A 20580-nucleotide genomic window follows, 5' to 3' on the forward strand; every position below is an offset into this window, starting at 1 on the left:
CCCAGCCATCGCTGATCCTCCAATTTGCGGGACAAACTATCCCAGTTGGTGGACCACTTTCAGGGGGCTATTCCATCGGCCCCCGGCCAAATCTTTTTGCCTCGGAGTCCTTTCACCAGTCTTACAGGTCCCGGCAAACCGGCACTGTCCGATTGTTGAAAATGTGCGGATATCCGGCCACGTCGCGGACCGCCCCCCGGAAACGAAGGCTTAACCCGACACAGGTAACGATGCGGCATGATCATCTGCCACAGCCGCCGCTTTATCTATTTTTCCAACCCGTTTTGCGGGTCCGGTCGGGTTCGGGACCTGCTGGAACCATGGAACGAGGAACCAATTGTCGCCTTCGACCAAAGGATACCTGAAAGACCGTTCTATACCCACATGTCCCCGACCGAGGCGGAATGGACCTTTGACGCACTTGGGTTGAACTTTGGGGACTACCGCCGGATTACGAGCCTGCGCAGCCCCTTTGAACGTCTTCCGGAGGTCTATGAAGAGATTGAACGAACAGACCCGATCTGGCGCATGCGAAAGCGGTCTGGCGTCGGCATCCCCTCGTTTGAAAGCTGGCTGGCGCGGACGCGGCCAGATGGTCGAGGCGCAGGCGGGCGGCCCCATCAGCGCTGGCGCCGTTTCGGAACATGGTCGGCAGAACAGTGGTGTGCGGGCAGGATTACGCAAGTCTTATGCTGTCACCGGATGAACGACGATATCAGCACCCTTCTAAAGAATCTCGGGGTCGCCCCGTCCAAACCACTTCCTCCCGGGTGTGACGCCGATAACGAACAAGGGCACGGGCTCTTGACCCCGCAGTCCTTAGCGATGATTTGCGAAAGATACGGCCCCGAAATCGAAGAGTATGGGTTCAAACCACCCGATCTTCAGATAGCGGCCTAGTCCATCCGCCCGGTTGAATTGCCATGCGATACCTGAGCAAAGTTGATGGATCATCAAGAAGAAAGCCATCTGCGCAGGTCGTAAAATCGACCAAGGCGGTGGACGAGGCCCAATTCAGGACAGGGTGACGCCCGCCGACACCATGCCGTTTTGTGCTGCCTCGAGCGATCCATCCAAATCAATTGCCCGGCACAGGTCCAGCCGGACCGTGACATCAAAGCCAAGGCGCGCCGCATCGACGGCCGAATAATTCACGCAGAAATCCGTCGCCAACCCGACCATCGTCAAAGTGTCGATGCCTCGCGTGCGCAGATATCCGTCCAGTCCGGTAGGTGTGGTCTGGTCGTTTTCGAAGAACGCAGAGTAGCTGTCGATCGCTGGGTTGAACCCTTTGCGGATGATCAGGTTTCCGTCGGTTCGCAGATCCGGGTGAAACGCCGCGCCCGCTGTTCCCTGAATGCAGTGGTCCGGCCAAAGAACCTGCGGCCCATAAGGCATCTGAGTCAGCTCCATCGGCGCCTTGCCCGGATGCGAAGACGCGAAAGACGAATGGGCCGCCGGGTGCCAATCCTGGGTCAGGATGACCGTGTCGAACTGATCCATCAGACGGTTGATCCCCGCCACGATTTCGTCCCCGCCCGGCACGGCCAGTGCACCGCCGGGGCAAAAGTCGTTCTGGACGTCGATCACGATTAGCGCCTGCGCCATGGCTACCTCCTGCTGGTCGCCCTATCGGTAGGGATTGCAGGTCCGGCGGTCAACCTGACACGCCTTGCCCAACTCTTGGGGCAGGCGTATTGAACGGACATGTATACCGTTGCCGCCCTCTATCACTTCACCCCGTTTGATGATCCTGCCGCCCTGCGCGGCCCGCTCCTGTCCCTGTGCGAGGCGGAAGGGGTGACAGGTTCTTTGCTTTTGGCGCGCGAAGGGATCAACGGAACGATTGCAGGCAGCCGTTCGGGAATCGATGCTGTCCTTGCCCATGTCCGCGCCCTGCCCGGTTGCACCGATCTGGAGTGGAAGGAAAGCACCGCCACCGATCAACCCTTTGGCCGGATGAAGGTACGGCTGAAGAAAGAAATCGTGACGATGGGTCAGCCCGACGTGGACCCGCGTGCCGCTGTGGGTCACTACGTCGCGCCACAGGACTGGAACGCGTTGATCAGCGCGCCGGACGTTGCCGTGATCGACACCCGCAACGACTACGAAGTGGGGATCGGCACCTTCCGTGGGGCCATCGACCCCAAGACCGAAAGCTTCCGCGACTTCCCCGCCTGGTGGGAGGCGAACAAGGACCGGTTCCACAACAAGCGCATCGCCATGTTCTGCACCGGCGGCATCCGCTGCGAGAAATCCACCAACTACCTCATGTCGCAGGGGGTCGAAGATGTGTTCCACCTCAAGGGTGGCATTCTGAAATATCTGGAAGACGTGCCTGAGGAAGACAGCCTGTGGGACGGAGAGTGTTTCGTATTCGACGGGCGCGTGTCGGTCGGGCACGGGCTAAAGGAAGGTCCGCACGAGCTGTGCCATGCCTGCCGCCGCCCGCTGCTGCCCGAAGACAAGACCCGGCCCGAGTTCGAAGAGGGCGTGTCCTGTCACCAATGCGCCGATCAGACCAGCGAGGCCGACAAGGTCCGGTTCCGCGAAAGGCAGAAGCAGATTGCATTGGCCAAGGCGCGCGGTGAACGCCACCTTGGCCGCCGGTCCGCATGACAAACGCCCCGAGGATCGTTCTTGCCCTGATGGTCGGCGCCGCCGCCGGCTGGACCGCGAACCGCCTTGGGATGCCCCTGCCTTGGATGCTGGGGCCGATGATCGCCAATACCCTGCTGTCGATCCTCAAGGCCCCTGTCGCGGCACCTGCCGGTCTGCGACCTTTCGTGATCCCGGTGATCGGCGTGCTGCTTGGCTCGACGATCAGTGCCGAGATCCTTGGCCGGTTGGGGGAATGGGCTCTGACCGTGGCGGTGATGCTGCCCTTCCTCGCCGTCGCAGCGGCTGGGTCCTACCTCGTCTATCGCCGGATCGGGGGATATGACCCGGTCACGGCCTACTTCTCGGCCATGCCGGGTGGGTTGAACGAAATGCTGATCATGGGCGCGGCCTCTGGCGGGGTGGAAAAGCGGATCGCCCTGGCCCACGCCAGCCGCATCCTTGTCGTGATCAGCTTTGTCGGGCTGTTCTACGGTCTGGTGCTGGATGTCCGGTCGTCCAGCGGTGCGGCACGAGGTTGGGTCGCTCTGTCCACATTGTCGCCACAGGATTGGGCGTGGCTCGGCGGCTGCGCACTTGTCGGCATTCCCGTCGGTCGGTTTCTTCGACTGCCCGCACCCGTCATGTTGGGCCCAATGCTCCTTAGCGGGATCGCGCATCTGTTGTATCTGGTCGAGGTCGCGCCGCCATCGCTACTGGTCATCGCCGCACAGATCGTTCTGGGAACGGTGATCGGCTGTCGGTTCCTGGGCGCATCCGCCCGGGAAATCGGTCGCGATATCTGGTTGGGGCTTTGGTCGTCCTCGGCGATGTTGCTGGTAGCGGTCGGGTTCGCCTTTGTCACCGCGACCCTGACCGAAACGCCCGTTTCACAGGTGTTCCTTGCCTATAGCCCCGGCGGCCTGACGGAAATGTCGCTCTTGGCGCTCGCGATGGGGCAGGACGTCGCCTATGTTTCGATCATGCACCTGTTGCGCATCCTGATCGTGATCGTCGCAGCGCCAATGGTGTTCCGGCGCAGGTAGACCCCGCGCCGGATTCCGGATCAGAAATCGAGGTGTTCGACGCTCAGCGCATTTTGCTGGATGAACTCGCGGCGCGGCTCGACAACATCGCCCATCAGCTTGGTGAACAGATCATCCGCCTCGGCCACATCGTCGATCTTGACCTGCAACAGGGTCCGCGCGTCGGGGTCCAGCGTAGTTTCCCACAACTGCTCCGGGTTCATCTCGCCCAGACCCTTGTAGCGTTGCAGCGACAGGCCCCGTTCCCCTTCTTCAAGGATCGCCTGAAGCAGGTCGAGGGGGCCATAGATCAGCTGACTGCGGTCTTTCCGGACGAGGGTGGCAGGCAGGTCATAGACCTCTTGCAGGGACTTGGTGAAGCTGCCGGTGCGGCGCGCCTCGCCTGACCGCAGCATCGGACCGTCCAGCGTGCGCACCTCTTCCACGCCGCGCAGGATACGGGCCAAACGGATACCATGATCCTGAGTGATCCGGCCGGTCCAGCCCCGTTCGTATTCCAGCGCGATCAGGTCAAGCCGCCGGGCGACCTTGTCGGCCACGCCCTGAAGGTCGGCATCGACTGCGCCCGGCACGAAGGCCCCGGCAATCGCCGCCTGTTCGAGGATGTGCCGGGGATAATGGGTCGGGAAGGCATCCAGCATCCGCTTGAGGCTGCGTGCCTCGTCCACGACACGGCGCAGGTCCGCACCCGCCATTTCGGACCCGGAACCAAGACGCAACACCGCGCCGTCAACGCCCTGATCAATCAAGTAGTCCTCAAGCGCGGTCTGGTCCTTCAAATAGACTTCGGACTTGCCACGGCTGACCTTGTACAGCGGCGGTTGCGCGATATAGAGGTAGCCCCCTTCGATCAGTTCCGGCATCTGCCGGAAGAAGAAGGTCAGCAAAAGGGTACGGATGTGCGCCCCGTCCACGTCGGCGTCGGTCATGATGACGATCTTGTGGTAACGCAGCTTCTCGATGTTGAATTCGTCGCGTCCGATGCCGGTGCCCAGCGCCATGACAAGGTTGCCAATTTCCTGGCTGGACAGCATCTTGTCGAACCGGGCGCGTTCAACGTTCAGGATCTTGCCGCGCAGGGGCAAGACCGCCTGCGTCCGCCTGTCCCGCCCGGTCTGGGCAGAGCCGCCGGCGCTGTCCCCCTCGACAAGGAAGACTTCGGTCTTTGACGGGTCTTTTTCCGAACAATCCTTCAGCTTGCCCGCAAGGAAATTCACGTCCATCGCCGTCTTACGGCGGGTCAATTCGCGTGCCTTCCGGGCGGCTTCGCGGGCCAATGCGGCCTCGATGATCTTGCCGACGATCTGCTTGGCCTCGTTCGGATTTTCCTCGAACCACTCCGACAGCTTTTCGCCCACAAGGTTTTCCACCGCCGGGCGCACCTCGGACGACACAAGCTTGTCCTTGGTCTGGCTGGAGAACTTCGGGTCGGGCACCTTGACCGACAGTACGCAGGTCAGGCCTTCGCGGGCATCATCGCCGGTAAAATTGACCTTCTCTTTCTTCGCGATGCCGCTGTCCTGCGCATATTTCGAAATGGTCCGGGTCAACGCCGCGCGGAAGCCCGCCATATGCGTGCCCCCGTCGCGCTGCGGGATGTTGTTCGTGAACGGCAGAACCGTTTCGTGGTAGGTGTCGTTCCACCACATCGCGACCTCGACCCCGATATCGTCACGTTCGCCGCTCATATGGATCGGCTCTGACATGATCGAAGTCTTCGACCGGTCCAGATACTTGACGAATTCCTTGACGCCGCCTTCGTAGAACAGCTCGGTCTTTAGGGCCTCGGCGGGGCGTTCGTCTTCAAGGATGATCCGCACACCGGAATTCAGGAACGCCAGTTCGCGCAGGCGCTTTTCCAGCGTCTCGAACGAATATTCGAGGTTCGAAAATGTACCGGTCGAGGCAAGGAATCGCACCTCGGTCCCGGTTTCACCATTCGCATCCCCGACTACGCGCAGATGTTCCGTCGTGTCGCCATGTTCAAACTTGGCGTAATGTTCTCTGCCATTGCGCCAGACGCGCAGTTCCAGCCAGACAGAGAGTGCGTTCACCACCGACACGCCCACGCCGTGAAGGCCGCCCGAAACCTTGTAGGAGTTGCTGTCGAATTTCCCTCCCGCGTGCAGCTGGGTCATGATGACCTCTGCCGCAGAAACGCCCTCTTCCTTGTGCATGTCGACGGGGATCCCGCGCCCGTTGTCGCGCACCGATACGCTGGAATCCGCGTGGATCTTTACATGGACATAGTCGGCATGACCGGCCAGCGCCTCGTCAATTCCGTTGTCCACGACTTCATAGACCATGTGGTGCAGACCCGACCCATCGTCGGTGTCGCCGATATACATGCCCGGGCGTTTGCGGACAGCTTCCAACCCCTTGAGAACCTTAATGGAATCGGCGCCGTATTCAGGCTGTTGCTGCTCGTTGTCGGACATGTCGCCTCACCTTGGTATTTGTCGCCAAAATATAGGGAATTGAGCGGGGGATGTCACGGCGAAACCCCCATATTTTGTGTCAGATCAGCGGGATAATCAGACCCACGCCGATCAGCAAAATCCCCGCCGTCATATTCATCCGATACAGCGCCGTTGGAGACTTCAAAAGCCGCCGACCACGATCCACGAACAGGGCCAGTGACAGGTTTCCGACCAGCGGCACGACGCAGGACACCGCGCAGATCGCGGCGATATCCCAGCCCGTCAGACGGGTCAGATCGAAGAAGCCTGGAAGCATCCCCATGTAAAACAGGATCGCCTTTGGATTGCCCGCGATTACCGCAAGGCCCGCAGCGAAACCGGCCCATCGTCCCGGACGGGTCAGGCGCCCGTTCTTGCCCAATGGCTCCCCAGCGGAGCGGATCACCAGCCAGCCCATGACGATGAAGGTGACACAGGCAACCCATTTCATCAGCGACAGGAAGTCGCCGTAGATCGACAGGATCCAGCTAACGCCCAGAATGGCGCAGAACGGCCAGATGACATCGCCGACAACAACGCCCAGTGCCAGCGGCCATGCTGCTCCGAACCCGCCAGACAAGGCGCGTGCGACAAGGGCCACCCAGACCGGACCGGGCGTTATGAACAGCAGGAATATCCCGAACGCGTAAAGCGCCAGATCGGCAGGGGCGATTGTCATTCCGACGCCTTAGAACTTTGTGCCCAGCATGTCGATATGGACCGTGTCGTCCCAGTCCATATTCCCCAACGGCAGCACCATCATGTCGTCAAGGTCGCCCGCCCTTTCACGCCGGACCACATCGCCGGTCCGCGCCCCGTAAAGTTCGACATAGGTAAACGGGTTCTTGGCCTCCCGAAACCCATGCCCTGCGTAGATCGGGCGACTTCCGAACAGGACAAAAAACTGCGCCCGGCTGACCCTCGCCTCGTCGATGGCGGCGGTCAGGAGACGTGTCGCAATCCCTTCGCCCCGGCGATCGGGGTCGGTTGCGACCTCTGCCAGCCCCACGATATCGACAAGTGCATCGCCCATCCGGATCGCGCGATAGGTCAGGGCCATATGCCCAATAATCTGCGGATCACGCAGGACAAGCCGCAGGTGATGGCGCTGTTGATGGAAGCTGCGCCCCCCGAAATCGGAGTCGCCAAAGGCCCGCGCCAGCAGTGCGGCGATCTCCGCCTCGTCCCCCGTCGATAGCCGCAATTCCTCGATCCGGTCGATCCGCGCGCCGGTCATGACAGGTGCTCCACGACGCTGCGCCCATCGTCGTCCCGAACTTCGACATGCTGCGCGCGCGCTCCTAGCTCTTCAAAAAGCTCGGCCCCGGTGCCGGTCATGAAGGCCTGCGCACCAAGCGCGCAAATCTCGTCATAGAGCGATGCGCGGCGGGCGGCATCGAGATGGGCCGCGACCTCGTCCAGAAGCAGGATCGGCGGAGCGCCGAAATCGCGGGCCAGCGCCCGCGCATTGGCAAGGATCAATGATATCAGCAGGGCCTTTTGTTCTCCGGTCGAACAGTCCCGCGCCGGAACCCCCTTGGCCCGAAACGCGGCGTCAAGGTCGGACCGGTGTGGTCCGATCAACGTGCGCCCGGCGACCAGATCGCGCGGGCGGCTGTCGGCCAGCGCCTGCCTCAACTCATCCGCCGTTTCCGGAATCATCCCGTCATCGGACTGCGCAATGCCCAGATCCGCAATCGGAAAGCTGGTTTCAGCGTCCTCTTGCCCCTCCATCAATTGCGCAATCGCCTGCACGCGCCCTGCATGGATCGCCGCACCGGCCTCGGCCATCTGGATCTCAAGCGCCGTGTACCAATGCGGATCGCGCACCATGTCCTTGAGTAGGCGGTTGCGTTCACGCATGGCCTTTTCGTAGGTCAGAACCTCATCGGCATGGCCGGGGTCAAAGCTCATGGTGGCGCGGTCAAGGAACCGCCGACGGCCCTCCGCACCCTCGATCCAGAGACGGTCCATCGACGGTACGAGCCACAACATCCGCCCAATGCGCCCCAAGGCCACCTGTGGCGCGGCCTTGCCATCAATCCGTACCTGCCGCGATGTGCCGGGTTCGGCCCAGGTTTCGATCTCATGCATCTGGTGCAGGGACCGCAGGTGCCCGGTGACCTTCCAGCCCAGCGCCTCTTGTTTGCGGATCAGATCCTCGGACTGGGCGCGGCGCACACCGCGGCCGGGCGACAGCATGGAGACCGCTTCGATCAGGTTTGTCTTGCCCGCCCCATTCGGCCCGTAAATCGCCACGGGCCGCCCATCCAGATCAAGCGCCGCGCGTTTGTGCGACCGAAAGTGCGACAGGGTCAGTTGGACAAGGAAAAGGCCGCTCATGATGGGCGGCCCTTGCCAAAGCTATCGATTTCACCCAACCCGATCACGGGGTCAGACGCGCATCGGCATCACGACATAGACCGCGCTGGTGTCGTTGCCTTCGCGCATCAGGGTCGGGTCGCCCGAAGAATTGAACAGGAACACCGCATTTTCGCGGTCCACCTGGCTGGCGATTTCAAGCAGGTATTTGGCGTTGAATCCAATCTCCAGCCGCTCGTCACCATAGGCGACAGCCAATTCTTCTTCTGCCGCGCCGCTATCGGGGGCATTGACCGACAGGATCAGGCGATCCTCATCAAGGCTCAGTTTAACCGCGCGGGACCGTTCGGACGACACGGTCGCCACTCGGTCCACGGCCTTTGCGAATTCTGCGGCATCGACCTCCAACCGGCGGGTGTTGCCGGTGGGGATGACGCGCGAATAGTCGGGGAAGGTCCCGTCGATTACCTTGGAGATCAGGGTGATGTCGGGCGTGGCAAAGCGCACCTTGGTTTCCGATACAGATACGGCAATTTGCGCTTCGTCGTCGTCCAGCAGCTTGCGCAGTTCGCCGACAGTCTTACGGGGCACGATCACTCCGGGCATCCCGTCCGCCCCGTCGGGCAGATCTGCATCGATCCGAGCCAGCCGGTGACCATCGGTCGCGACGCAGCGCAGCACCTTGCCGCCATCGGCCTCTGACACATGCATGTAGACGCCGTTGAGGTAGTAACGGGTTTCCTCGGTCGAGATCGCGAATTTCGACTTGTCGAACAACCGCCGCAGCATCGGCGCCGGGGCCGAGAAGTTGGTCTGGTAGTCCGAGGACGCCATGACCGGGAAATCTTCCTTGGGCAGCGTGGCGAGCGAGAAGTTGGACCGCCCCGCCTCGATCGTCAGGCGGCCGCTGGCGCCGTCTTCGGCAAGCGTGACAAGGGCACCATCGGGCAGCTTGCGCACGATCTCATTCAGTGTGACTGCCGCAACGGTGGTTGCACCGGCCCGTTCCACCTTGGCCGGGGCACGATCAACGACCTCGATATCAAGGTCGGTGGCGCGGAACTGGACGCTGTCACCTTCCGCTTCGATCAGGACGTTGGCGAGGATCGGAATCGTGTTCCGGCGTTCCACGACCGATTGGGCCTGTGCGACGGCCTTGAGGAGTACCGCGCGTTCAATACTGAATTTCATTTCCCTCGCTCCGCTGTCGTCGGGGTCACCTGACCGGGACGGAAAACCTATCCGTTTTCCGCCCGGGCTCAAGTGCTTTTGTCTGACTGTCTTTTACTGTCGCGGCAGCGTCAAGCTTCGAGCGCGCGGCGCAGCAGTTCCAGATCGTCCGCGATCTGGCTGTCTTTCATCGAAAGCTCTTCGATCCGCTTGACCCCATGCATGACCGTGGTGTGGTCACGCCCGCCAAACCGGCGGCCGATTTCGGGCAGCGACCGGCTGGTCAGCTGCTTGGCCAGATACATGGCAATCTGGCGCGGGCGGGCATAGGTCCGCAGCCGCTTGGGCCCGATCATGTCGGACAGACGGATGTTGAAGTGTTCCGACACCTTGCGCTGAATTTCCTCGACGGTGACCTTCCGGTCCGACGCCTTGAGGATGTCAGCAAGGCAGTCCTGCGTCAGTTCCAGCGTGATCTCGCGCCCGACAAGCGACGCGAAGGCGAACAGGCGGGTCAGCGCCCCTTCCAAAACGCGGACGTTGGTCGAAATCCGATGGGCGAGGAATTCCAGAACCCCATCGGCCATTTCCAGACCCGGATACTGCGAACGGTAAAGCTCTGCCTTGGTTTGCAGGACGCCCAGACGCAGTTCGTAATCGGTCGGGTGCAGATCAACGACGAGTCCACACTGAAGGCGCGACCGAATCCGGTCTTCCAGATCCTTGATTTCACCGGGCGCGCGGTCCGCAGAGATGATGATCTGCTTTTGGCCATCCACAAGTACGTTGAAGGTGTGGAAGAATTCCTCTTGGGTCGAATCCTTGCCGGCAATGAACTGCACGTCATCGACCATCAGCACATCGACCGACCGGAAGATCTGCTTGAAGTCCATCATCTTGCGTTCGCGCAGCGCGGTGATGAAGCGGTACATGAACTGCTCGGCGGACAGGTAGAGAACGTTCAGATGTGGCTGGCGCGACTGAAGCTCGTGGGCAATGGCGTGCATCAGGTGCGTCTTGCCAAGACCCACGCCACCATAAAGGAACAACGGGTTAAAGGTTACAGGCCCACCTTCGGCGACACGACGGGCGGCCGCATGGGCCAGCTCGTTCGGCTTGCCCACGACGAAGGTGTCGAAGGTAAAACGGGAATCAAGCGGGGAACCGGGCAGCTTGTCGTTGTCGACCGGTTCGGTCGAGTTCGCGGCGGGCCGGGCGGGAATGGCACGCGGCGCCGCACCATTCACCGAAAACCGCAGCCGCTTCACCTGCGACCCTGCTTGGTTCATCTGGTAGACAATCTGATCGCCAAAATGCTGCGAGACATAGTTGCCGATAAAGCTGGTGGGCACCGTGAAGGTGACGATCCCGTCGTCGAAGTCGGAAAAGACCAGCGGTTCGATCCAATTGGAAAAATTGCTGGTCCCAATGGCCTCGCGCAGCGTTTCGCGAACCCGTCCCCACTTCTCGTTCGTCATAATATTCCTGTCCCGTATCGCACTGTCACCGGCCTGTAACGGCAGCCCTTTTCCGGCACCCACACTTCCCCGACACAATGCAACGCCGACGCCACCGACAATATCGATGGCCAGCATTGCGGACCTGTATCATGTGTCCTCTCGGACTCCGTATCGGCAAACCAATACGGTCATCGGTCAAGGGGATCGGCGCAGCCTGCAAAACCGCAGGCGCTAAAGGTCCTAATTGCCGCGCAAGCACGACAGGATCACAGCCGCTCTGAAGCCCTCCCCCTGGTCCCCACCAGTGGTTTCATGCGTTGATCCGACCCGCGTTCCCCCAGGAACAATGTGAATCGCATGGGCAAGCTAGCAACTCGGCAAAGCCCCGTTCAACACAACAACGCGCTTGACTCGGAGGTTTGCGAAAAAGAATCTCCGCCCCCCTTTGTGACCATTGAAGAAATGGCCAGCCACTGTTGCAGGAAGAACAAAAAACGCGCCCCGGAGGGCGCGTTTGATTTGGTCATCTTGACGTGTCAGCTTCTGACAAGTCCAGCGCAGGAATCAGCCGAGCGCCTTCACGCGGGACGCCAGGCGCGACATTTTGCGCGACGCGGTGTTCTTGTGAACGACGCCTTTGGTGACACCGCGCATCAGTTCCGGCTGGGCGGCGCGCAGGGCAGCGGCCGCAGCGGCCTGATCGCCCGAAGCGATCGCTTCTTCGACTTTGCGCAGGTAGGTGCGGATGCGCGAACGGCGGGCTTTGTTAACAGCAAAGCGGCGTTCGTTCTGGCGGGCGCGTTTCTTCGCCTGAGGAGAGTTAGCCATGTTTCTTTCCCTTCGTCGGGTCAATTGATGTTCAATAGCGCAAGTGGCCCGACCGGGTTTTCTACCGGCTGATTCCGGCCAAGGCGGGCCTCACACGCATGTATGGCGGCGCTCATACGCAGAAAATGTCGGATTGGGAAGCCCTTTCGACCGATTTCCGGTCTAGCTTCGCGTCGAAACCGAGAAAAGGAGAGCCCTAATGCAACACTTATCCAACCCGATGCGCGGTAAAGGGCTGTCCGTACCGGTGGGGGCGCCCGCTCCGTCCACAGATGCCGCTGCGCCTGCCGCACTGCTGCGCCAATGCCCTGCCCACGCGGATACGCCTTTGGTCCCTGCCCGGGAAATCGCCAAGACCCTTGGTGCGAAATCTGTCTGGGTGAAGGATGAACGGGGCCGCATGGGCCTTGGCAGTTTCAAGGCTCTGGGCGCGGCCTATGTTATCGCGTGCGACGCGGTTGAAACCGGGGCAAAGGATCTGACAACCGCCCTGACCGGGCGCACCTATATCACCGCAAGTGCCGGAAATCATGGGATGTCTGTTGCCGCCGGGGCGCGGGTCTTCGGGGCAAATGCCATCGTGCATATCGCCGAAACGGTCCCTGAAAGTTTTGCCGCCCGTCTGGCCGAAAAGGGGGCAGAGGTCGTCCGCGCCGGGGTAGACTACGAAGAAAGCATGGCCTTGGCCAAAGCATCCGCTGACGCGAACGGCCATATCCTACTGTCGGACAGTTCATGGCCCGGTTACATGGATCGTCCTTATCGTTTGATGGAAGGCTATCTTCAGATGGCGGCGGAGGCATTTGACCAGTCCCCCGAGCCGCCGACCCACATCTTCCTTCAGGCTGGCGTTGGTGGCCTTGCTGGCGCCGTAGCCGCACTTGCGCGCGCCCGGTTCGGGGGCACCCCTCGGATCGTGGTCGTCGAGCCAGAGGCCGCGCCTGCACTGTTCGAATCGATCAAGGCCGGAACCTTTGTCACCACCAGCGGGCCAGTGTCCGCGATGGGCCGGCTTGATTGCAAGGAGGCGTCCCTGATCGCCCTGACCGGCCTAGCCCGTGACGCGGATGATTTCGTGACGATCACCGAGGAGGAAGCGGCGGCCACCATGCCGCTCATGGCCGAAGCTGGCCTTGCCGGTTCTGAATCCGGGATCGCCGGGGTGGCCGGGGCCATTGCTGGGGCACGGGCGGTTGGCATCGGGCCGGAGTCCAATGTGCTGTTCTTCATGTCCGAAGGGGTCGCCTGATCATGCGTGGCTTTGGTCCGGACGAATACAAATCGCGGGTGGTCCGCGCGCAGACGCTGATGGCCGAAAATGGGCTCGCTGCCCTTTTGCTGACCACAGAGCCGGAGGTTCGATATTTCACAGGTTTCCTGACAAGGTTCTGGGAAAGCCCGACGCGACCCTGGTTTGTTGTGGTCCCTGCCACGGGCGATCCCATCGCCGTGATTCCCAGTATCGGAGGGCCGGTGATGGCTCGGACCTGGATCACGGACATCCGGACCTGGCGATCGCCGGATCTGACGGACGACGGGGTCAGCCTGTTGTCCGAGACGTTGGGGGAGATCGCGGGCGACGCTCCTGTCGGAATGCCAATGGGGCATGAGACCCACCTGCGGATGCCACTCGCCGACTACACCCGGCTGTCAAAGGCCGTTCGCCTTGTGTCGGACGAGGGAATCATGCGGTCGCTTCGGATGATCAAATCGGATGCGGAGATCGCCAAGATCGGAACCGCTTGCGAAATCGCCGGGCGAGCCTTTGCGCGGGTTCATGAATTCGCCCGCCCCGGCGTCCCCCTGTCAGAGGTCTTTCGCCGGTTCCAGATGACCTGTCTTGAGGAAGGCGCGGATTGGGTGCCTTACCTTGCCGGGGGGGCCGGGCCGATGGGCTATGACGATGTGATTTCCCCGGCCAGCGATACGCCACTGGCCACGGGCGATGTCCTGATGCTCGACACCGGGTTGGTGCATGACGGGTATTTCTGCGACTACGACCGCAATTTCGGCATCGGGACACCCGACCAACGGGTCCTCGACACCCACGCGCGGCTGATCGAGGCGACTCAGGCCGCGCATGAAGCGGCCCGCCCCGGCGCGACCGCCGCTGATCTGTTTCATGCGATGGACAAGATCCTGACCGGCGGCGCCGGCGGGTCCGATGCGGGGCGATACGGCCACGGGTTGGGGATGCAATTGACCGAATGGCCCTCGCTGATCCCCGATGACCACACCGTCCTGCAACCGGGCATGGTCCTGACGCTGGAACCGGGAATGACGATCCCGGGTGGCCAGTATCTGGTTCACGAAGAAAACATCGTGGTGCGCGATGGTGCCGCCGAACCGCTTTCCCGGTTTTCCGGCCCGGCCCTGACGGAGATCTGAGATGCATTTCGACTATGAACTGACCGACAAGCTGGGAACACGGGCCACCATCGGTCTTGTCACGCTACAATCGGACGAAACCATCGAACACGACATGCGCCGGATGCTGCCGCTTGACGGGGTCGCCTTCTACGTCAGCCGGGTGGAAAGCGCGCCGGAAGTGACCGAAGAAACGCTGGCGCGCATGGAAAGCCACCTGACCGGATCGGCGCGCCTGTTCCCGCTGCCCGCCGAATTTGACGCGGTCGGCTACGGCTGCACCTCGGGCACGTCTGTGATCGGGGCCGCGCGGGTGGCGGAAATGATCGTCGCGGGGTGCCGCACAGCCGCCGTGACCGAGCCGCTGTCGGCGCTGATCAGCGCCTGCGAACATCTGGGGGTCAAACGGCTGGCCTTTCTGTCGCCCTATGTCGAGGAGGTCAGCGCGACACTGCGCGCGGCGGTCAACAGGGCCGGGATAGAGACCCCGGTTTTCGGCAGCTTCAACGAAGAGAGCGAGGACGCCGTCGCGCGTATCGCGCCGCAGTCCATTATTGCCGCCGCCGAGGCATTGGCGGCCAAGGGCGGCTTTGACGCGCTGTTCATGTCCTGCACGAACCTGCGGACCCTGGACGTGATCGAGGAGATCGAGGACCGGATTGGGGTGCCCGTCCTGTCCAGCAACCAGGTGCTGGGATGGCACCTGTGCCGGTTGTCGGGGATTTCGATGGCAGGCAGGTTTGGCAGGCTGACCGCCTAGCGGTCGCGGAACTGCGCCTCGCGCTTTTCGAGGAAGGCCGCCATGCCCTCCTTCTGATCCTCGGTCGCGAACAGCGCATAGAACTGCGCCCGTTCGTAGGCCAGCCCCTCGCTCAGTGGCATCTCGTAGGACCTGTTGACCGCATCTTTCGCCGCGGCCAGCGCGACCAGCGACTTTTCGGTGATCTTTTCGGCGGCGGCCAGCGCCTCTTCCTTCAGCTTCTTGACTGGCACGACGCGGCTGACAAGGCCGCTGCGTTCTGCCTCGGCTGCTTCCATGAAGCGTCCGGTCAGATGCATGTCCATCGCCTTGGCCTTGCCTACGTAGCGCGGCAGCCGCTGGGTGCCGCCGATCCCGGCGATGACGCCAAGGTTGATCTCGGGCTGGCCGAATTTGGCATTTTCCGCCGCGATGATGAAATCGCACATCATCGCCAGTTCGCATCCCCCACCCAGCGCATAGCCGGACACGGCGGCGATGATCGGTTTGCGGGTATTGTTGAACCGCTCCGCCTCTGCCGCGAAAAACTTGTTCACATACATCTCGACAAAACTCTTGTCGGACATTTCGGAAATATCGGCCCCGGCGGCAAAGGCCTTTTCCGATCCGGTGATCACGATACAGCGGACCTTGTCGCTGCGGTCGGCCACTTCCAGCGCATCGCAAAGTTCGGTCAGCAGCTGGGAATTGAGCGCATTCAACGCGTCGGGACGGTTCAGGGTAATGGTCGAAATATAGTCCTGAACTTCGACGATGATGGTCTCATATGCCATTTGCGGGCCTCTGTTGACGTTCCACAGAACCCGATGCCTAGCAAATCCGGCGGGCCGATCAAGCTATCTTTGACATTGCGGGCAGGCGAAAGTTGAGCGTCCGGATTGCACGAATCGACGGATGGTCCCGGTGCAGTCCGGGGTCATGCAGGGCTGTCCCTCACGGTCGTAGACTTTGAAAACATGCTGGAAATAGCCCAACTCGCCATCAGCCTGCCGGTAGTCGCGCAGCGAGGATCCCCCCGCCTCAATCGCCTCGGTCAGAACCTCGCGAATGAGCGGGACGAGCGTGGCAACACGGGCTGCGGATATCTGCCCGGCCTTCCGTTTCGGGTTGATTCCCGCGCGAAACAGCACCTCGCAGACATAGATATTGCCAAGCCCCGAAACGATTCTCTGATCCAGCAGGGCGATCTTGATCGGGGTATTTCGCCCCTTCAGCCGCCCGATCAGGTAGGCCTCGTCGAAGGTATTTCCCAAAGGTTCCGGCCCAAGATCGCGCAAGAGCCAATGATCCTCCGATTGCGTCGTCGGCATCAGATCCATCGCGCCAAAGCGGCGGGCATCGTTGAACGTCACCCGCACGCCGCCGTCCATGTCAAAGACGACGTGGTCGTGTTTTTGCGGTTCGGGATGGCAGATCACGCCGACATCGTGGTGATAGGCCCCCAGTACTTGCCCGGAAATCAACATCCGGCCAGACATGCCGAGATGGATCAAGAGGGTCTCGTCGCTGTCGAGGTCGGCAAGGATATATTTGGACCGGCGGCGCAACGACAGGACCCGACGACCTGTCAAACGCTCCGCCATCCGGTCGGGGAACGGCCAGCGCAGATCCGGCCGGTTAACCGTCGCCTTTGTGATCACCCGACCTTCCATCGCGGGGACCAACCCGCGACGGACCGTCTCAACCTCTGGCAATTCCGGCATGCTGCACTTCCTTAGGGGCGGGGACCGGTGTATGCCCCTTTTCGGTGCCTATACTTGGGGCATGCGTGAAGGACCGCAAGTGCGATGACCCAGACCGACAAGACAACGACCCATTTCGGTTTCCAGACCGTGCCGGAGGGTGAAAAGGCGGGCCGTGTGCAGGGCGTCTTTACTTCGGTCGCGTCAAAATACGATGTGATGAACGATGTCATGTCGATGGGCATTCACCGGGTCTGGAAAGACGCGATGATGGATTGGCTGGCTCCGCGGCCGGGGCAACGGCTTCTCGACGTTGCGGGCGGCACCGGGGATATCTCGTTCAAGTTCCTTGGGCGGGCCGGGCACGGCCATGCCACCGTCCTAGACCTGACGGAGTCGATGCTGGTCGAGGGGCGCAAGCGGGCCGAAGCCGCGCAGATGGCTGACAGTCTTGATTGGGTGGTGGGCGATGCAATGGCCCTGCCCTTTCCCGACAACACCTTCGATGTCTACACGATCAGTTTCGGGATTCGGAACGTTACCCGCCCGCAAGAGGCCCTGAACGAAGCGTTTCGCGTCCTTCGCCCCGGTGGTCGCCTCATGGTTCTGGAGTTCAGCCAGATCCCCAACGACCTGATGCAAAAGGCCTACGACCTTTATTCCTTCAACGTGATCCCGCGCATGGGGCAGGCCATCGCAAATGACCGCGACAGCTACCAATACCTTGTGGAATCGATCCGCAAGTTCCCCGATCAGGACACCTTTCTGAACATGGTGCGGATCGCCGGATTCGAAAACGCAAAGTATCGCAACCTGTCGATGGGGATTGCCTGCCTGCATTCCGGCTGGAAAATCTGACATGCGCGGACCTCACAATATCTGGCGGCTGATCCGGACCGGCGCGACACTTGAACGGGCCGGGGCGATGAAGATCGTTTTGGACGCGTTCGAGGCAGGCCCGTTGCTGCGCTTCACCGCCCGGACGCTGGCCCTGCCCTTCCGCTGGCTCGGGTATCGGGGCGATCCGTCTCTGCCGCCCGCGACCCGCGCGTTGACCGCGCTTGGCCCGGCCTATATCAAGTTCGGCCAAATCCTGTCGACCCGACCAGATGTCGTGGGCGACGACATGGCCGCAGAATTGCGGCTCTTGCAGGACAAGCTTCCCTCTTTCCCGACCGCCATTGCGAAGGCCGAGGTCGCAAAGGAGCTTGGAATCGAGGTTGATACCGTGTTCTCCGATTTCTCGGAACCGGTCGCCGCGGCCTCGATCGCGCAAGTGCACAAGGCTGTCCTACGGGACACCGGGGCCGAAGTCGCGGTAAAGGTTCTTCGCCCGGGGATCGAACGCGCCTTCTACAAGGATATTGACGCCTTCTATTTCGCGGCAGGGATGGTCGAGCGACTGTCGCCCTCGTCGCGGCGCTTGCGCCCAATGGATGTGATCGAACATTTTGACGGGGTGGTGCGCGGAGAGCTGGACCTGCGGCTGGAAAGCTCTGGCGCATCCGAATTTGCCGCGAACACGGAAAAGGACGAAGGCTTTGCCGTCCCGCGCGTGAACTGGGACTTGTCCTCGCGGCGCGTCATGACCTTGGACTGGGTCGAAGGCGTCAATGCCGGGGACAACGCCGCGCTGGATGCGGCGGGCCACGACCGGACCAAACTGGGCGCACGGGTTCTTGAACTCTTTCTGTCCCACGCGCTGCGCGACGGGTTCTTTCACGCAGACATGCATCAGGGAAACCTGAAGGTTGCGGCAAACGGAGACATCGTCGCCTATGATTTCGGGATCATGGGGCGGATCGACGAATATACCCGCCGCGTGTATGCCGAAATCCTGTTCGGGTTCATCAAGCGCGACTACCACCGCGTGGCCGAGGTGCATTTCGAGGCGGGCTATGTTCCCGCCGATCAGGACGTGGATGAATTCGCGCGGGCGCTGCGCGCGGTGGGCGAACCGATCTTCGGGATGGATGCCAGCCGGATTTCCATGGCCCGTTTGCTGGCCTACCTGTTCGAAGTCACTGAACGTTTCGGAATGCAGACCCGGACCGAACTGATCCTGCTGCAACGCACCATGGTCGTCGTTGAAGGTGTCGCCCGGTCTATGGATCCGCACATCAACATCTGGCAGGTCGCCCGTCCCATCGTCGAACGCTATATCGCCGAAAGCATCGGGCCGCGCGCGGTTCTTCGCGATCTTGGCAGAACGCTGGTCGTCCTGTCCCGCTTCGGCCCGAAACTGCCCCACCTTGCAGAGGCCGCCCTGGTCCGACAGCTGAACCCGGAACCTGCGCCACAGATTGAACCGGACTGGTCGGGCCGGATCGGCTGGGCCGCGGTCGGCGCGGCGCTGACCCTTGGCGTCACCGCCTTGGCCTTCCTCGCGACGGGCTAGAAGAAGGCAGGATCACGCAGGGCCGACACGGACAGGGCGGAAACGGCAACGCCGCCTTCCAGCATGAGGATCGTTTCACCCCCCTCGGCGCGGACCTCCTGTACAGTGGAATACACCTCTGCTTGCTCCTGCATCAGAACCTCTCCACCGGCGATGCTGCGCACCTCGAAGGTATAGAGCCCCGGTGGAAACGGCGTGCCATCCGAAGACACGCCCGCCCATTCGACAGGCTCCGCCGAAACGGGGATCGTCAGGGTTTGCACGTCTTCCCCGGCGGCGTTGCGGACAACCAGCTCCACTGTATCGGCAATCGACGCCGGGTTCGGCGCAACCGTCACCGGCGACCCATCGAAGAATGCGGGTGCCACCGCGCGCGCCTCCTTGCCGACCCAGGCCGCCATTTCCGCCATCCCGCTACTTCCAAGTTGAAGGGCCATGGCCTGCAGCAGGTCATTGGTCAGCACCTGCTGCTCCACGCTGGAAAAGGTTGCCAACTGGACCGCGTAGTCAGCAGAATCCATCGGATTCAGCGGATCCTGGTTTTCCATCTGCGCGGTCAGCATCTTCAGAAAGGTTTCAAAATCGGACGAAATGACACTCGCCGATCCGGCCTGATCTTGCGCCTTGACGGTTTGTGACGCTGTCGAATTCGCGATTTCCATGTCTTTACTCCTACAGCCTGAGGTCGAGTCCGCTTGTGCCGTCGGGCCGACCAGTCGGCACCGGAGCCAGTGGCGCGGGCTCTTCTCTCAACTCGCCTTGAACCGGCAACCGCGCGGCCGACTCACTCTCACCTGAATCCTGCTGATCGCTCGTTCCACTTTCGAACTGGAACTGAAGATCAGAGTAACCGATGTCCCGGAACTCCTGCGCGAGTGCGTCTACGTGCCTCCGCATCAATTCGGCGGTTTCAGGTCGTTCCGCGATGATGAGAACCGACATCGCCGTTTCGGTGCCCGTCAACCGTAGCCGGACCCGTCCCAACTCCTCGGGGTCCAGCGCGATCTCGGTGCTTCCATCCGCTTGTGCCGCAACGGCGATCTGGCTCGCGACTTGTCTTGCCATTTCGGCTCCGCCGCTCACATGGGTTGGCGCAATGTGCATCGCGCCATGACGACTAGCCGAAGGACCCTGGATTTCGGAGACGGTCGAAAACAATGCCTCATCACGAGACTCAAGCGCCACCTCTGATATGGACAGAAGCGGGTTCATAGCGGCAACGGCAGCAGGATGGTCGCTTGCCGGATTTCGTCCGGATATCTGCGGTTCAGCCCCCGGTATCGCCGCTGACGGGGCAGGCTGGTTCGGGAGCGGCGCTCTCTCGCGGGGTTGATCGGCGCCAAAACCGGCTTCGGTATTCGGGGCGTCCGCCCGGCCCGACAGGGCCCGCGCCGCCGGAATCAGGTTGACGGGTGGAATAGCCCCCTGAAAGTGGTCCACCAACTGGGATAGTTTGTCCCGCAAATTGGAGGATCAGCGATGGCTGGGAA

The 20580-nt window shown here is 61.7% G+C and carries 20 protein-coding genes; 8 read left to right on the forward strand and 12 right to left on the reverse strand.

What is annotated here, in order from left to right; translation table 11 throughout:
- Positions 1 to 237 precede the first annotated feature (237 nt).
- A complete protein-coding gene (locus U3648_RS16045; protein WP_420860243.1) occupies positions 238 to 900 on the forward strand; it encodes a hypothetical protein in 663 nt (220 codons plus the stop codon).
- A gap of 114 nt (positions 901 to 1014) precedes the next feature.
- On the opposite strand, the gene pncA is transcribed toward U3648_RS16045, so the two are convergent.
- Positions 1015 to 1608: a bifunctional nicotinamidase/pyrazinamidase gene (gene pncA / locus U3648_RS16050; RefSeq protein ID WP_420860244.1), complete on the reverse strand. Its 594-nt coding sequence runs from the start codon at positions 1606 to 1608 to the stop codon at positions 1015 to 1017.
- Between the two features lie 99 nt (positions 1609 to 1707).
- On the opposite strand from pncA, the gene trhO reads away from it, so the two are divergent.
- Complete coding sequence (gene trhO / locus U3648_RS16055; protein ID WP_420860245.1) at positions 1708 to 2619, forward strand: oxygen-dependent tRNA uridine(34) hydroxylase TrhO; 912 nt, start codon at positions 1708 to 1710, stop codon at positions 2617 to 2619.
- Positions 2616 to 3644 carry an AbrB family transcriptional regulator gene (locus U3648_RS16060; protein WP_420860246.1) on the forward strand — a complete coding sequence of 343 codons (1029 nt, stop codon included), beginning with the start codon at positions 2616 to 2618 and terminating at the stop codon, positions 3642 to 3644. The genes trhO and U3648_RS16060 overlap by 4 nt, the downstream gene beginning before the upstream one ends.
- Before the next feature lie 20 nt (positions 3645 to 3664).
- Here U3648_RS16060 and gyrB read toward each other — a convergent pair whose 3' ends face one another.
- The 7 genes from gyrB to rpsT form a co-directional block, all read right to left on the reverse strand.
- On the reverse strand, positions 3665 to 6082 hold the full coding sequence (gene gyrB / locus U3648_RS16065; protein ID WP_420860247.1) for a DNA topoisomerase (ATP-hydrolyzing) subunit B: 2418 nt from the start codon (positions 6080 to 6082) through the stop codon (positions 3665 to 3667).
- 79 nt (positions 6083 to 6161) lie between these two features.
- Entirely contained in the window at positions 6162 to 6782 is a 621-nt protein-coding gene (locus U3648_RS16070) for a LysE family translocator (RefSeq protein WP_420860248.1), read from the reverse strand.
- A gap of 9 nt (positions 6783 to 6791) precedes the next feature.
- A complete protein-coding gene (locus tag U3648_RS16075) occupies positions 6792 to 7340 on the reverse strand; it encodes a GNAT family N-acetyltransferase (protein WP_420860249.1) in 549 nt (182 codons plus the stop codon).
- Complete coding sequence (gene recF, locus U3648_RS16080; RefSeq protein WP_420860250.1) at positions 7337 to 8446, reverse strand: DNA replication/repair protein RecF; 1110 nt, start codon at positions 8444 to 8446, stop codon at positions 7337 to 7339. The genes U3648_RS16075 and recF overlap by 4 nt, the downstream gene beginning before the upstream one ends.
- Positions 8447 to 8497: 51 nt before the next feature.
- Entirely contained in the window at positions 8498 to 9616 is a 1119-nt protein-coding gene (gene dnaN / locus U3648_RS16085) for a DNA polymerase III subunit beta (RefSeq protein ID WP_420860251.1), read from the reverse strand.
- A 110-nt stretch (positions 9617 to 9726) separates the two neighbouring features.
- The gene (gene dnaA, locus U3648_RS16090) at positions 9727 to 11073 is read right to left on the reverse strand and encodes a chromosomal replication initiator protein DnaA (protein WP_420860252.1); all 1347 of its coding nucleotides are present in this window, start codon (positions 11071 to 11073) and stop codon (positions 9727 to 9729) included.
- 546 nt (positions 11074 to 11619) lie between these two features.
- Positions 11620 to 11883, reverse strand: coding sequence for a 30S ribosomal protein S20 (rpsT, locus tag U3648_RS16095; RefSeq protein WP_420860253.1), 264 nt, complete (start codon positions 11881 to 11883; stop codon positions 11620 to 11622).
- A 199-nt stretch (positions 11884 to 12082) separates the two neighbouring features.
- Between rpsT and U3648_RS16100 the strand changes: the two genes are divergently transcribed.
- From U3648_RS16100 to U3648_RS16110, 3 genes are read left to right on the forward strand one after another with little or no spacing between them, the layout of a single operon-like run.
- On the forward strand, positions 12083 to 13132 hold the full coding sequence (locus tag U3648_RS16100; RefSeq protein ID WP_420860254.1) for a pyridoxal-phosphate dependent enzyme: 1050 nt from the start codon (positions 12083 to 12085) through the stop codon (positions 13130 to 13132).
- A gap of 2 nt (positions 13133 to 13134) precedes the next feature.
- Positions 13135 to 14271 (forward strand): M24 family metallopeptidase, encoded by a 1137-nt coding sequence (locus U3648_RS16105; RefSeq protein WP_420860255.1) that lies wholly within the window; start codon positions 13135 to 13137, stop codon positions 14269 to 14271.
- Between the two features lies 1 nt (position 14272).
- A complete protein-coding gene (locus tag U3648_RS16110; RefSeq protein ID WP_420860256.1) occupies positions 14273 to 15010 on the forward strand; it encodes a maleate cis-trans isomerase family protein in 738 nt (245 codons plus the stop codon).
- Here U3648_RS16110 and U3648_RS16115 read toward each other — a convergent pair.
- Together U3648_RS16115 and mutM are read right to left on the reverse strand one after the other, a co-directional pair.
- A complete protein-coding gene (locus U3648_RS16115) occupies positions 15007 to 15783 on the reverse strand; it encodes an enoyl-CoA hydratase (RefSeq protein WP_420860257.1) in 777 nt (258 codons plus the stop codon). The two genes, U3648_RS16110 and U3648_RS16115, sit on opposite strands and share 4 nt — an antisense overlap.
- A gap of 63 nt (positions 15784 to 15846) precedes the next feature.
- Complete coding sequence (gene mutM, locus U3648_RS16120) at positions 15847 to 16713, reverse strand: bifunctional DNA-formamidopyrimidine glycosylase/DNA-(apurinic or apyrimidinic site) lyase (RefSeq protein ID WP_420860258.1); 867 nt, start codon at positions 16711 to 16713, stop codon at positions 15847 to 15849.
- 84 nt (positions 16714 to 16797) lie between these two features.
- Here mutM and ubiE point away from each other — a divergent pair, with 84 nt between their 5' ends.
- A complete protein-coding gene (ubiE, locus tag U3648_RS16125) occupies positions 16798 to 17550 on the forward strand; it encodes a bifunctional demethylmenaquinone methyltransferase/2-methoxy-6-polyprenyl-1,4-benzoquinol methylase UbiE (RefSeq protein ID WP_420860259.1) in 753 nt (250 codons plus the stop codon).
- A gap of 1 nt (position 17551) precedes the next feature.
- On the forward strand, positions 17552 to 19090 hold the full coding sequence (gene ubiB, locus U3648_RS16130) for a 2-polyprenylphenol 6-hydroxylase (protein ID WP_420860260.1): 1539 nt from the start codon (positions 17552 to 17554) through the stop codon (positions 19088 to 19090).
- Here the strand turns inward: ubiB and U3648_RS16135 are convergent.
- On the reverse strand, positions 19087 to 19752 hold the full coding sequence (locus tag U3648_RS16135; protein WP_420860261.1) for a flagellar hook capping FlgD N-terminal domain-containing protein: 666 nt from the start codon (positions 19750 to 19752) through the stop codon (positions 19087 to 19089). The two genes, ubiB and U3648_RS16135, sit on opposite strands and share 4 nt — an antisense overlap.
- A gap of 10 nt (positions 19753 to 19762) precedes the next feature.
- Positions 19763 to 20302, reverse strand: coding sequence for a flagellar hook-length control protein FliK (locus tag U3648_RS16140; protein WP_420860262.1), 540 nt, complete (start codon positions 20300 to 20302; stop codon positions 19763 to 19765).
- Positions 20303 to 20580: the final 278 nt, after the last annotated feature.

It is taken from the genome of Marivivens marinus (assembly GCF_035969385.1).
Classification (GTDB): Bacteria; Pseudomonadota; Alphaproteobacteria; order Rhodobacterales; family Rhodobacteraceae; genus SELP01.

Excerpts from the sequence above, each read along its gene's own strand:
- U3648_RS16045 (WP_420860243.1), top strand. The coding sequence starts at position 238 with ATGATCATCTGCCACAGCCGCCGCTTTATCTATTTTTCCAACCCGTTT.
- U3648_RS16075 (WP_420860249.1), bottom strand. The coding sequence starts at position 7,340 with ATGACCGGCGCGCGGATCGACCGGATCGAGGAATTGCGGCTATCGACG.
- recF (WP_420860250.1), bottom strand. The coding sequence starts at position 8,446 with ATGAGCGGCCTTTTCCTTGTCCAACTGACCCTGTCGCACTTTCGGTCG.
- U3648_RS16115 (WP_420860257.1), bottom strand. The coding sequence starts at position 15,783 with ATGGCATATGAGACCATCATCGTCGAAGTTCAGGACTATATTTCGACC.
- U3648_RS16105 (WP_420860255.1), top strand. The coding sequence starts at position 13,135 with ATGCGTGGCTTTGGTCCGGACGAATACAAATCGCGGGTGGTCCGCGCG.
- dnaN (WP_420860251.1), bottom strand. The coding sequence starts at position 9,616 with ATGAAATTCAGTATTGAACGCGCGGTACTCCTCAAGGCCGTCGCACAG.
- trhO (WP_420860245.1), top strand. The coding sequence starts at position 1,708 with ATGTATACCGTTGCCGCCCTCTATCACTTCACCCCGTTTGATGATCCT.
- U3648_RS16100 (WP_420860254.1), top strand. The coding sequence starts at position 12,083 with ATGCAACACTTATCCAACCCGATGCGCGGTAAAGGGCTGTCCGTACCG.
- rpsT (WP_420860253.1), bottom strand. The coding sequence starts at position 11,883 with ATGGCTAACTCTCCTCAGGCGAAGAAACGCGCCCGCCAGAACGAACGC.
- pncA (WP_420860244.1), bottom strand. The coding sequence starts at position 1,608 with ATGGCGCAGGCGCTAATCGTGATCGACGTCCAGAACGACTTTTGCCCC.
- U3648_RS16110 (WP_420860256.1), top strand. The coding sequence starts at position 14,273 with ATGCATTTCGACTATGAACTGACCGACAAGCTGGGAACACGGGCCACC.
- ubiB (WP_420860260.1), top strand. The coding sequence starts at position 17,552 with ATGCGCGGACCTCACAATATCTGGCGGCTGATCCGGACCGGCGCGACA.
- U3648_RS16060 (WP_420860246.1), top strand. The coding sequence starts at position 2,616 with ATGACAAACGCCCCGAGGATCGTTCTTGCCCTGATGGTCGGCGCCGCC.
- ubiE (WP_420860259.1), top strand. The coding sequence starts at position 16,798 with ATGACCCAGACCGACAAGACAACGACCCATTTCGGTTTCCAGACCGTG.
- U3648_RS16140 (WP_420860262.1), bottom strand. The coding sequence starts at position 20,302 with ATGAACCCGCTTCTGTCCATATCAGAGGTGGCGCTTGAGTCTCGTGAT.
- gyrB (WP_420860247.1), bottom strand. The coding sequence starts at position 6,082 with ATGTCCGACAACGAGCAGCAACAGCCTGAATACGGCGCCGATTCCATT.
- U3648_RS16070 (WP_420860248.1), bottom strand. The coding sequence starts at position 6,782 with ATGACAATCGCCCCTGCCGATCTGGCGCTTTACGCGTTCGGGATATTC.
- mutM (WP_420860258.1), bottom strand. The coding sequence starts at position 16,713 with ATGCCGGAATTGCCAGAGGTTGAGACGGTCCGTCGCGGGTTGGTCCCC.
- U3648_RS16135 (WP_420860261.1), bottom strand. The coding sequence starts at position 19,752 with ATGGAAATCGCGAATTCGACAGCGTCACAAACCGTCAAGGCGCAAGAT.
- dnaA (WP_420860252.1), bottom strand. The coding sequence starts at position 11,073 with ATGACGAACGAGAAGTGGGGACGGGTTCGCGAAACGCTGCGCGAGGCC.